General features: G+C 70.5%; 14 protein-coding genes. 6 read left to right on the forward strand and 8 right to left on the reverse strand.

Annotation, left to right across the window (positions count from 1 at the left end):
* From AC31A1_RS35945 to hisN, 4 genes are all read right to left on the reverse strand, one after another.
* The coding region (locus AC31A1_RS35945) for an ABC transporter ATP-binding protein (RefSeq protein ID WP_489657337.1) at positions 1-657 on the reverse strand (657 nt) is incomplete at its 3' end.
* A 151-nt stretch (positions 658-808) separates the two neighbouring features.
* Positions 809-1,225 (reverse strand): Fur family transcriptional regulator, encoded by a 417-nt coding sequence (locus AC31A1_RS35950; protein WP_328679190.1) that lies wholly within the window; start codon positions 1,223-1,225, stop codon positions 809-811.
* 133 nt (positions 1,226-1,358) lie between these two features.
* Positions 1,359-1,787 (reverse strand): CBS domain-containing protein, encoded by a 429-nt coding sequence (locus AC31A1_RS35955; RefSeq protein WP_489657338.1) that lies wholly within the window; start codon positions 1,785-1,787, stop codon positions 1,359-1,361.
* 171 nt (positions 1,788-1,958) lie between these two features.
* Positions 1,959-2,759 carry a histidinol-phosphatase gene (gene hisN, locus AC31A1_RS35960; protein WP_366433843.1) on the reverse strand — a complete coding sequence of 267 codons (801 nt, stop codon included), beginning with the start codon at positions 2,757-2,759 and terminating at the stop codon, positions 1,959-1,961.
* Positions 2,760-2,996: 237 nt separating this feature from the next.
* Here hisN and AC31A1_RS35965 point away from each other — a divergent pair, with 237 nt between their 5' ends.
* Positions 2,997-3,617, forward strand: a complete 621-nt coding sequence (locus tag AC31A1_RS35965) for a TetR/AcrR family transcriptional regulator (RefSeq protein ID WP_489657339.1) — start codon at positions 2,997-2,999, stop codon at positions 3,615-3,617.
* 9 nt (positions 3,618-3,626) lie between these two features.
* On the opposite strand, the gene AC31A1_RS35970 is transcribed toward AC31A1_RS35965, so the two are convergent.
* The 4 genes from AC31A1_RS35970 to AC31A1_RS35985 form a co-directional block, all read right to left on the reverse strand.
* Complete coding sequence (locus tag AC31A1_RS35970; protein WP_043674501.1) at positions 3,627-3,950, reverse strand: DMT family transporter; 324 nt, start codon at positions 3,948-3,950, stop codon at positions 3,627-3,629.
* Between the two features lie 87 nt (positions 3,951-4,037).
* The gene (gene rsgA / locus AC31A1_RS35975; protein WP_398991740.1) at positions 4,038-5,048 is read right to left on the reverse strand and encodes a ribosome small subunit-dependent GTPase A; all 1,011 of its coding nucleotides are present in this window, start codon (positions 5,046-5,048) and stop codon (positions 4,038-4,040) included.
* 12 nt (positions 5,049-5,060) lie between these two features.
* Positions 5,061-6,389 (reverse strand): 3-phosphoshikimate 1-carboxyvinyltransferase, encoded by a 1,329-nt coding sequence (gene aroA, locus AC31A1_RS35980; protein WP_489657340.1) that lies wholly within the window; start codon positions 6,387-6,389, stop codon positions 5,061-5,063.
* A gap of 123 nt (positions 6,390-6,512) precedes the next feature.
* Positions 6,513-7,235, reverse strand: a complete 723-nt coding sequence (locus AC31A1_RS35985) for a M50 family metallopeptidase (RefSeq protein WP_489657341.1) — start codon at positions 7,233-7,235, stop codon at positions 6,513-6,515.
* Positions 7,236-7,285: 50 nt separating this feature from the next.
* Here AC31A1_RS35985 and AC31A1_RS35990 point away from each other — a divergent pair, with 50 nt between their 5' ends.
* The 5 genes from AC31A1_RS35990 to AC31A1_RS36010 form a co-directional block, all read left to right on the forward strand.
* A complete protein-coding gene (locus AC31A1_RS35990; protein ID WP_489657342.1) occupies positions 7,286-8,101 on the forward strand; it encodes an SOS response-associated peptidase in 816 nt (271 codons plus the stop codon).
* 1 nt (position 8,102) lies between these two features.
* Positions 8,103-8,753 (forward strand): alpha/beta hydrolase family protein, encoded by a 651-nt coding sequence (locus AC31A1_RS35995; protein WP_489657343.1) that lies wholly within the window; start codon positions 8,103-8,105, stop codon positions 8,751-8,753.
* 236 nt (positions 8,754-8,989) lie between these two features.
* Positions 8,990-9,682 carry an RNA polymerase sigma factor SigR gene (gene sigR / locus AC31A1_RS36000; protein WP_033282150.1) on the forward strand — a complete coding sequence of 231 codons (693 nt, stop codon included), beginning with the start codon at positions 8,990-8,992 and terminating at the stop codon, positions 9,680-9,682.
* Entirely contained in the window at positions 9,679-9,981 is a 303-nt protein-coding gene (rsrA, locus tag AC31A1_RS36005; RefSeq protein WP_366433849.1) for a mycothiol system anti-sigma-R factor, read from the forward strand. The genes sigR and rsrA overlap by 4 nt, the downstream gene beginning before the upstream one ends.
* 157 nt (positions 9,982-10,138) lie before the next feature.
* On the forward strand, positions 10,139-11,413 hold a 1,275-nt coding region (locus AC31A1_RS36010), incomplete at its 3' end, for an HD-GYP domain-containing protein (protein ID WP_489657344.1).

Here is an 11,413-nt window from a genome sequence, read left to right on the forward strand (position 1 = left end):
GTGTTCGGCGATGATCCGGCCCGGGCGGGCGGACATCACCAGGACACGGTCACCCAGGACCAGCGCCTCCTCCAGGCTGTGCGTGATGAAGAGGGTGGTGGTGTGCAACGTCTGTGTGAGGTCGAGGAGTTCGTCCTGGAGGATCGTGCGGAGCTGCGCGTCCAGGGCGGCGAACGGCTCGTCCATCAGGAGGAGTTCGGGTTCTACGGCCAGTGCGCGGGCGATGGCCACCCGCTGGCGCATGCCGCCCGAGAGGGTCGCCGGGTAGGCGTGCGCGAAGTCGGCGAGGCCCAGGCGGGTCAGCCATTCGGTGGCGCGGGCGTTCGCCTCGCGGCGCGGGACACGCTGGATGTCCAGGCCGAAGCGGACGTTCGCCCTGACCGACTTCCAGTCGTAGATGCCGTAGTCCTGGAAGATCATGGCCGCCGGGCGGGGGCTCCGCGTGCGGATCTCCAGGGTGCCGGTGGTGGGGCGCAACAGGCCTGCGGCTATGCGGAGGAGGGTGGACTTTCCGCAGCCGGAGGGGCCCACCAGGCAGACGAACTCGCCTGGGGCGACGGTGAGTTCGAGAGGGCCGAGGGCGTCCACCTGGTGGGGGGTGCGGCCGAAGGCGCGGGTCAGTTGGGTGGCGTGGAGTTTTGGGTGCGGGTCTCCCACGGTTGCTCCTTGCGGAGGGCGGTACGTCTGTCTGTACGGGTGGGGGGTGCCGCACGACGATATGACGGTCCGTCAGATTCGGGAAGCCCGTACGCAGCACAAAGCCCCGGCGTCCGTGTCGCACGGATACCGGGGCCTGCGAAGGGACTTGCTACGCGCTCGCGCAGTTCGGGCACAGCCCGCGGTACGTCACCTCTACGTCCGAGACCGTGAAGCCGAAGCGCTCCGAGTCGGGGAGGTCGGCGAGGGGGTTGCCGCCGGGGTGGACGTCGCGGATCTGGCCGCACTGGGCGCAGACCAGGTGGTGGTGCGGGCGGTGCGCGTTCGGGTCGTAGCGCTTGGCCCGCTTGTCGGTGGAGACTTCGAGGACCTCGCCGAGCGAGACCAGCTCGCCCAGCGTGTTGTAGACCGTCGCCCGGGAGATCTCGGGGAGCTTGGTCACGGCGCGGGAGTGGACCTCGTCGGCGGTCAGGTGGACGTGGTCGCCGTCGAGCACTTCGGCCACGACGCGCCGCTGTGCGGTCATCCGCCATCCGCGTCCGCGCAGCCGCTCCAGAAGGTCACTCATGCCCGCCAGCTTAACAGCAGGGTGACCAGTTTCCGAATAGGTGTGACTTTGGAGGGGTGCTGGACTTGGACTCAGTCCAAGTCGAATTCGGGCTCCGGCTCCGGCCTCGGCTCCGGTCCGCTCCCGCCCGCTGTCAGGCCGGTACCTGCTGTCGCGCCGGTGCCCAGCAGCGGATGATGTCGCGGACCGAGACGATGCCGGCGGGCTCGGCGTGGTCGAGGACGATGAGGTGGCGGAAGCCGCCGTGGGCCATCGCGCCGGCCGCGTCCTCCAGGGTCCAGGCCGGGGTGGCGAAGACGACGTCGGTGGTGGTGTGGGCGTGGGCGCGCTCGGTGTCCGGGTTCTGGCCCCGGCCGAGCGAGTTGAGGATGTCGCGTTCGGTGAGGATGCCGATGCCGCCGGCGTCCGGGTCGAGGACCACGGCCGCGCCGACGTGGCGCGAGGCCATCAGGGCGGCTGCCTGGCGGAGGGTGTGCGCGGGGCCGATGGTGAGGACCACCGTGCTCATGGCGTCGCGGACCAGCGTGGACTGTGGAGTGGGTTGCGGCGTTGGGTGCAGCATGGGGTGAGGCCACCTCCTAGTGGAATCCGCGTGGTTCGCGGACCGGGGGTCCGTTAGTTACCGGATTCACAAATTCACAAGTGGGGGGACTCACAGAATTGCAGGTAAAGCACGGGTCAACAAGAGGGCGCGTGCGGCCGGTTGGGGGCGTGCGCAGGCGCCCCGCGGTGCTCAGTAGCGCATGTTGAGATACCCCAGGAACTCGTCGTGCAGGATGCCGTTCGACGCGGCCGCGTTTCCGCTGTGCGGGCCCGGGCGGCCGTCGAGGCCCGTGAAGGTGCCGCCTGCCTCGGTGACGATGATCGCGGTGGCCGCCATGTCCCAGAGGTTGAGTTCGGGTTCGGCACAGATGTCGACCGCGCCCTCGGCGACCATCATGTAGGGCCAGAAGTCGCCGTACGCGCGCGTGCGCCACACCTCGCGGGTCAGGTCGAGGAAGCCGCCCAGGCGGCCCTGGTCCTCCCAGCCGGTGAGCGAGGAGTACGCGAAGGAGGCGTCCGTCAGCTTCGAGACCTGGGAGACGCGCAGCCGGGACGCGGAGGACAGGCTGCGGCCGGTGTAGGCGCCGTGGCCCTTCGCGGCCCACCAGCGGCGGCCGAGCGCGGGCGCGGAGACCAGGCCGACGACCGGCTGGAAGCCGCCCTCAGCCGCCTCCATCAGGGAGATCAGCGTGGCCCAGACCGGGACGCCGCGTACGTAGTTCTTGGTGCCGTCGATCGGGTCGATCACCCAGCGGCGCGGGCCGGTGCCCTCGCTGCCGTACTCCTCGCCGATGACCGCGTCGCGCGGGCGTGCGCGCTGCAGATGACCGCGGATGACTTCCTCGGCCGCCTTGTCCGCCTCGGTGACCGGAGTCATGTCCGGCTTGGTCTCGACCTTGAGATCGAGCGCCTTGAACCGCGCGGTCGTCGCGGCGTCGGCGGCGTCCGCGAGGACGTGGGCGAGGCGCAGGTCATCGTGATAGTCGGCCATGCGTGAACCGTATCTTCAGGGGTCGCGCCGGGGCTACAGGGTCCGGTGGGCGAAACGGGAGGTGGGGGAGCCCCGACGGTTTCCCGGGGATCCCTGGGGAGGCCATCAAGGGGGAACCCCCGCCCCAACTCCCGCGCGCAATGGCCGAAGTGCGCCCCCCGGCACCGCCGCGAACCCTTGACAGTGCTCCCGTGCGCGTCAAATCTGGGCGCAGAGCCGCTCGCCCCCGGGAGGCGAATGATGCCTGCAGCGCGGGAATCCCTGCTGGACGCCGCCTATACGGCGCTGGCGCGCCGGCCGTGGTCCACCGTACGGATGGTGGACGTGGCCGCGGCCGCCGGAGTGTCCCGGCAGACGCTGTACAACGAGTTCGGCAGCAAGGAGGGGCTCGCGCGGGCGCTGATCAGAAGGGAGGCCGACGGCTATCTCGTCGGTGTCGAGCGGGCGCTCGGGAGTCACAGCGACGCCCGCGAGCGGCTGACCGCGACCGCCGAGTGGACCACGTCGGCGGCCCGCGAGAACGCGCTGGTACGGGCGATGCTCACCGGCTGCTGGAGCGAACGGCTGCCCTCGCCGACCCTGTCCGCGGTGCCGTCCTCCTCCGCCGTACCGGCACAGCGCCGGGCCGACGGGCCGCTGCCCTCACCCGGAGACTTCGTGGCCGTCGTCCGCGACCGTGCCGTGGCGGCGCTCGCCGGACCCGGGGCGGCCAAGCCGGACACCGCCGACCTGGCCCGGTCCTGCGAACTCGTCGTACGGCTGGCCCTGTCCTGCGTGGCCGCACCGCCGGGGGAGGGCGGGGTCGGTGAACTGGTGCGCGGCGCGCTGACGCCGACCCACCGGATTCTGGGCGTCTGACGGACCTGCCTAGTGCGCGGAGCCCGACAGTTGGAGTCCGATCACTCCGACGATGACGAAGCTGATCGACACGAGCTTCAGCGTCGACACCAGGTCGCCCAGGAAGGCCATCCCGTAGATCGCGGTGCCGGCCGCGCCGATGCCCGTCCACACGGCGTACGCGGGGCCCACGTCGAGTTTCTTCAGGGAGAGGGTGAGCAGGCCGAAGCTCCCCAGGGCGAAGGAGCAGAAGGCGACCGTCGGCCACAGGCGCGTGAAGCCGTGGGACAGCTTCAGGCACACGGCGAACCCGGTCTCCAGAATTCCGGCCACGACAACCAGCAGCCACGCCATTGTGCTGTCCTCCCGTTTGTCCGGCTCGGTGCGATTATGCACTTACCGAACTTGAGTCCCCACAAACACGCGGTGGTCAGGCGGCGATCAGTCGCCCTCGGTTCGCTCACGGGTCGCCAGCAGCCGCCGTAGCGAATAGAGCCGCTGCGGGTCCGCGTGGCCGTCGGCCACCCACTGGTCCAGGGCGCAGTCCGGCTCGTCGTGGCTGCACGCGCGCGGGCAGTCGGCCGTGCCCGGCTCCAGGTCGGGGAACGCCTTGATGACCCGGGACGGGTCCACGTGGTGCAGGCCGAAGGAACGGACACCCGGGGTGTCGACGACCCAGCCGGAGTCGTCGGGCAGCGGGATCATGCGCGCCGAGGTCGTGGTGTGCCGGCCGCGGCCGGTGACGGCGTTGACGATGCCGGTGCTGCGCCGCCGCTCCAGCGAGACCAGTGCGTTGACGAGGGTCGTCTTGCCGACACCGGAGTGGCCGACGAACGCCGTGATCTTGCCGTCCAGTTGCTTGCGGACCCGCTCCACCGCGGTGCCGTTCTCCAGCTCCTCGCGGCTCGTGACGACGTAGGGGACGCCCAACGCGCCGTACATCTCCAGGAGTTGGTCGGGGGACGCCAGGTCCGACTTGGTCAGGACGAGCAGCGGGTCGAGGCCGCCGTCGTAGGCCGCGACCAGGCAGCGGTCGATGAGGCGGGGGCGCGGCTCGGGGTCGGCGAGGGCGGTGACGATGGCGAGCTGGTCGGCGTTGGCGACGACCACGCGCTCGTACGGGTCGTCGTCGTCGGCCGTGCGGCGCAGCACGGAGGTGCGCGGCTCGATGCGGATGATGCGGGCGAGGGTGTCCTTGTCGCCGGAGAGGTCGCCGATGATGCCGACGCGGTCACCGACCACCGCCGCCTTCCGGCCCAGTTCGCGGGCCTTGACCGCCATCACGACCCGGTCCTCGACCAGGCAGGTCAGCCGGCCCCGGTCGACGGTGACGACCATGCCCTCGACCGCCTCCTCGTGCTTGGGGCGGATGTTCGTGCGCGGCCGGTTGCCCTTGCGGTTCGGGCGCTGGCGGATGTCGTCCTCGTCGGTGTTCTTGCCGTAGCGACGCATGGCGTGTGTCCCCTACGCCCCGTCGCTCCCGAGCATCCCGGTCCACAGGTCGGGGAAGTCCGGAAGGGTCTTCGCGGTCGTCGCCACGTTCTCGATCTGCACGCCCTCGACCGCGAGGCCGATGATCGCGCCCGCGGTGGCCATGCGGTGGTCCTCGTACGTGTGGAAGATCCCGCCGTGCAGCCGGCGGGGGCGGATGTGCAGACCGTCGGCGGTCTCGGTCACGTCACCGCCCAGCTCGTTGATCTCCTTCGTGAGCGCGGCCAGCCGGTCGGTCTCGTGCAGCCGCAGATGCGCTACGCCCCGCAGGGTCGACGGCGAGTCCGCGAGGGCCGCCACGGCCGCGATGCCGGGGGTCAGCTCGCCGACCTCGCCCAGGTCCACGTCGATGCCGTGGATCGCACCCGAACCGGTGAACTCCAGCCCGTACTCGGTCAGTTCGCAGGAACCGCCCATCTCGGTGAAGATCTGCCGCAGGCGGTCACCGGGCTGGGTCGTCCGCGCCGGCCAGTCCGGTACGACGACCTTGCCGCCGGCGACCAGCGCCGCCGCGAGGAACGGCTGGGCGTTCGACAGATCCGGCTCCACGGTCAGGTCCCGGCCGAGCAGCGCGCCCGGGGTCACCCGCCAGACGTTGGGCTCGCCGCCCGACTCCGGGGTGTCCACCTGGGCGCCGACCGCGCGCAGCATGTCGACCGTCATCCGGATGTGCGGCATCGAGGGGAGCGAGGAGCCGATGTGGCGGACCTCGACGCCCTGGTTGAAACGCGGGCCGGAGAGGAGCAGGGCGGACACGAACTGCGACGACGAGGACGCGTCGATCTCCACCGGGCCGCCGTCCAGCGCGCCTCCGCCGTGCACCGTCAGCGGCAGCGCGCCCCGGCCGTCGTCGTCGATCCGGGCGCCGAGGACGCGGAGGGCGTCGATCACGCCGTGCAGGGGGCGTTCGTACGAGCGCGGGTCGCCGTCGAAGCGGATGGGGCCGTCGGCCAGGGCGGCGACGGGGGGGAGGAAGCGCATGACGGTGCCCGCATTGCCGACGTCCACGGTGGCCGGGCCGTGCAGGCCCGAGGGGATGACCCGCCAGAACTCGCCGGAGCCCTTTTCCGTGCCTACGCCCTCCTCGATGCCTACGCCCATCGCGCGGAGGGCGGCTGCCATGAGGAGGGTGTCGCGGGAGCGGAGGGGGCGGCGCAGCCAGCCCGGTTCGCTGGCGAGGGCGGCGAGGATGAGGGCGCGGTTGGTTACCGACTTGGACCCGGGGACGTGGACCGTCGCGTCGACGGCTCCGCGCGCGTGGGGGGCGGGCCAGAGGGCGGTTTGTGAGTCGTTCGGGGCCATGGCCCCACTGTATAAGTAGGCCGTCTGTCGAGTGCCGCGCCGTCGTGGCTGGTCGCGCCCACGCGGCGGAGCCGCAAATAGATACAGCCCCGCGCCCCTAGTGACTTGCCCCTTCGGGGCTTGTCACAATTCCAACAACCACCTGCCGCCGCCTATCAGTGAGCACAGGGACACCAGGTGGAAGAGGAACAACCACAAGCCCGCCGGTACGTGTGTCAGTCGCGCCAACTGGTCCGCGTCCGAGTCTCCCGCGCCGCCCCTCGACCTCTTCGCCTGCAACTCGAATGCGGGACGGACTCCCCCCAGCAGCAAGAACCACACCACCGCGTACGCGAAGGCCGCCTGCACCTGAGGGCCCGTCAGCCAGGACACGAGCAGGAAGGCTGCGCCGCTGAGGATAACCGTGAGGGCGCCGTAGGCATTGCGGATCATGACCAGCATGGCTATCAGGAGGAGGGTCGACAGCCACAGGAGGAGGGTGATGTGGCCGGCGCCCAGGAGGGCCGCGCCGCCCAGGCCCAGGAGCGGGGGAGCGGTGTAGCCGGCGGCCGCCGTGAGGATCATGCCCAGGCCGTGCGGCTTGCCTCGGCTGACCGTGAGGCCGCTGGTGTCGGAGTGGAGGCGGATGCCGGTGAGGGTGCGGCCGGTGAGCAGGGCCACCAGGCCGTGGCCGCCCTCGTGGGCGATGGTGATGGCGTTGCGGGAGAGGCGCCACACGTTGTGCGGGACGACCACGGCCAGCGCGGCCACCATGGTGGCGATCACCACCCACAGATCCGGGTCGGGCTGGCTGCCGAAGACCTCGTCCCAGAGGGTGGGTATCGAGGCGATTGCGGTGCTGTCCATTGGTGGCGGAGGCTCCCGTGGGTGTCGTCGAATCTGGCAGTCTGGCACGTATGTGCGGACGGTATGCAGCGAGTCGTGGGCCCGAGGATCTCGCAGGAGTCTTTGAGATCGAGAAGTGGGAGCCCGAGGAGGCTTTGGCCCCCGACTACAACGTGGCCCCGACCAAAGAGGTGTACGCAGTCCTCGACCGTCCACTTAAGGACGCGGACAGCCCGAAGCCGGTTCGCCAGCTGCGCAAGCTCAAGTGGGGGCTCGTGCCGAGCTGGTCGAAGACGCCCGAGGGCGGTGCCCGGATGATCAACGCGCGTGCCGAGACTGTGCACGAGAAGCCTTCGTACCGTCGCGCCTTCGCCGCCCGGCGCTGCATCGTCCCCGCCGACGGCTACTACGAGTGGGTCACCGCCAAGGACGAGCGGGAGCTGGAGGTCGAGGGAAAGAAGAAGCGGCAGCGCAAGCAGCCGTACTTCGTGCTGCCCGCCGACGGGTCGGTCTTCGCGATGGCCGGGCTGTACGAGTTCTGGCGGGACCGGACCCTGCCCGACGACCATCCGCTGGCCTGGTGGGCCACCTGCTCGGTGATCACCACCGAGGCGGAGACGACCCCGTTGGCGGTCGCGCCGGAAGAGGGGCCGCACGCGCTGGCCGACATCCATCCCCGGATGCCGCTGATGCTCACCCCGGACCGCTGGGACTCCTGGCTCGACCCGTCCCGCACCGACCCGGACGACCTGCGCGAACTGCTCGCGCCGCCGCCCGCCGGGCTGATGCGCGCGTACCCGGTGTCCACGGCCGTCAGCAACGTCCGCAACAACGGGCCGGAGCTGCTGAAGGAGCTGGAGGGGCCCGAGGAGGGCACACTCTTCTGATGTGAGCGAGATCATTTCCATCGAGAGCATCGAGACGATCGAGACCGACGCGGGGACCGCCCGCATCACCTGGCACACGGCCAAGAAGGCGCGGCTCGTCCTCGCTGTCAGTCACGGTGCCGGGGGTGGCATCGAGGCGCGGGATCTGCGGGCCCTCGCCGCCGTGCTTCCCGGGCACGGGGTGAGCGTGGCGCTGGTCGAGCAGCCCTGGCGGGTCGCCGGGAAGAAGGTGGCGCCCGCGCCCAAGACGCTCGACGTGGGGTGGCGGGGGATCTGGGCGGCCGTAGCGAAGCCGGGGCTGCCGGTGATCTCCGGGGGCCGTAGCGCCGGAGCCCGCGTGGCCTGTCGTACGGCTACGGAGCTGGGCGCGGCCGCCGTCCTCGCCCTGAGTTTTCCGCTGCATCCGCCGGGCAGGCCCGAGAAATCGCGGGCCGCCGAACTGCTCGGGGCCGGGGTGCCCACGCTCGTCGTACAGGGCGGGAACGACCCCTTCGGAAAACCGGCGGAGTTCCCGGAGGGAGACTTCGGGCTGGCCGAGGTGCCGTACGGCGATCATGGCTTCGCGGTGCCCAAGCGGGCGGAGATCGGGCAGGACGAGGCCCTGGAGATCATCACGGGACGCGTGGTGGAGTGGACTCGAACACTTGGGTAAGGGGCGGGAATGCCGGGGCCCCTACCACTGTTGAGGCGGACATAGAGAGTCGTAGAAAGGAAGTCCGCCGCATGGGTTCGACCTTCTGCCCGTCCCGTAGCAGCCGCTCCGACCTGGACTGGTCTGTGCTGCACGCGACCAAGGCCACGCCTATTGGGGCGGCGGGCGGACCGGATCGTCGTCTATCCTCCGATTCTGGTGGCATCGGCTTCGGTGCCACCCGGAATCTTGAGGAGGTGGGTCCGGTTCCCGGTACCGACGCAGGGACCGAACACGGCCAGGCGGAGCAGCCCGAGGGCCAGGGCACGAGCGAGGTCACAGCGGAATCGACGTCGGAGCGCAGTGCGCGCTTCGAGCGGGACGCGCTCGAATTCCTCGACCAGATGTACTCGGCCGCGCTGCGCATGACCCGAAACCCGGCCGACGCCGAGGACCTGGTGCAGGAGACGTACGCGAAGGCGTACGCGTCCTTCCACCAGTTCCGTGAGGGCACCAACCTCAAGGCGTGGCTGTACCGGATTCTCACCAACACGTTCATCAACTCGTACCGCAAGAAGCAGCGTGAACCCCAGCGCTCCGCGGCCGAGGAGATCGAGGACTGGCAGCTCGCGCGCGCCGAGTCGCACATGTCGACCGGTCTGCGCTCCGCCGAGTCGCAGGCGCTCGACCACCTGCCCGACTCGGACGTGAAGGAAGCGCTCCAGGCGATCCCCGAGGAATTCCGCATCGCCGTCTATCTCGCGGACGTCGAGGGCTTTGCGTACAAGGAGATCGCGGACATCATGGGGACACCCATCGGTACGGTGATGTCCCGGCTGCACCGCGGCCGTCGTCAACTGCGCGGCATGCTTGAGGACTACGCGCGTGACCGCGGCCTGGTCCCGGCCGGCGCCGGAGAGTCGAACGAAGCGAAAGGCTCGGGCTCATGAGCTGCGGAGAGCCGCACGAAACGGACTGCAGTGAGGTCCTCGACCATCTCTACGAGTTCCTCGACAGCGAGATGCCGGACGTGGACCGCGCCAAGTTCAAGCAGCACTTCACGGAGTGCTCGCCGTGCCTGGAGAAGTACGGGCTCGAAGAGGCCGTGAAGAAGCTGGTCAAGCGGTGCTGCGGTCAGGACGACGTGCCGACCGACCTGCGGGCCAAGGTCCTCGGGCGGCTCGATCTGATCCGTTCCGGGCAGACCGTGCCCGAGCACGACCTGACGGCCGCTCCCCAGGAGTCCTGACCTCGGTCCTGCCGTGAGGCTCGGTCCGCTGACCGTTTCCTGAACGGGCGATCGTCACTCGAACGTGCTAATTCGCGGGTGATACGCCCGCGGCCCTCCCCCGCCCGCCCTAGGCTCCTCGGCCTGGACAGGCATGGTCGGGGGAAGGGCGTCAGCCATGGAGGCGACACCGGCACGGGCACGTGCGTACGTCGTCTGTGTCGTCGCCGGCGCCCTGTGGTGTCTGCTCCCGCTGCCGACCGTCCACGCACCCTGGTGGGCGGTCGTGCTGCTGGCCGCGCTGTACGCCGGCTGCGAGCAGGTCGCCCGGCGCCGCTTCGCGGGCACCTTCTACCCGGTGCTGCTCGCCGCGGCCTTCCTCCTCCCACCCCCCGCCGCCGCGCTCGTACCGCTGCCGGGGGCGCTGTTCTCCCGCGTCGAGCAGGGTTCGCCCTGGCTGCGGCGGAGCTGGCGGGCCGCGCAGCTCGCGCTGGGGGTGTGGGCGGCGGCACGTGTGCACTGGGCGCTGGGCGGGCGGAACGCCGTCGTCGCGTCCGACTTCCCGTACGCGCTGGTGCCCGCCCTGGCCGCCGTTCTCGCCTTCTGCCTGGTCCTGACCGTGCTCAACGGCGGGATTCTCGCGCTGGCCGAGCGGATGCCCGTACGACGGGCCTGGCGAGGGCTGTTCCTACGGTCCCTGGCGCCCATCGGCGTGCACGGGCTCGCCGGGCTGATGATGGCCGTCCTGTGGCGCAGTCCCTACGGCCCCGTCGCCGCGCTGCTCGTGCTGCTGCCGATGGGGGTGTCCTGGTGGGTGTTCGCCCAGTACCACCAGGAACGCGCCGCCCATCAGGCCACCATCCGCGCTCTCGTCCAGGCCGTCGACATCAAGGACGGGTACACCCGCGGGCACAGTGAGCGGGTCGGGCAGGCGTCGATGATGATCGCGCGCGAGCTCGGCATGGACGACTCACGGGTGGAAGTGCTGCGCTTCGCCGGGATCCTGCACGACGTCGGGAAGCTGGGCGTCCCCACGCGCTTGCTGCGCAAGGACGGGCCGCTGACTCCCGAGGAGCGGCGGGTCATCGAACTGCATCCCGAGTACGGGCACGAGATGGTGCGGGGCATTGGTTTCCTGGGGGAGGCCCGTGCGGCTGTCCTGCACCATCACGAACGGCTGGACGGGAGCGGCTATCCGTACGGGCTGTTGGGGAGTCAGATCCCGGAGTCCGCGCGGGTCGTCGCCGTTGCCGACGCCTTCGACGCGATGACCTCCACCCGGTCCTACCGTCGGGCTCGGCCGGTGTCCGCCGCGCTGGAGGAGCTGTCGCGCTGTGCCGGTACGCAGTTCGACCCGTTGATGGTGCGGGCGTTGGTGCGGGCGCTGGGGCGGTGTGGGTGGCGTCCTTCCGTGACTGCTGACGAGGTCCAGTCGTCCATCGTTTTCCCACCC

Source organism: Streptomyces sp. P5F9, assembly GCF_057961495.1.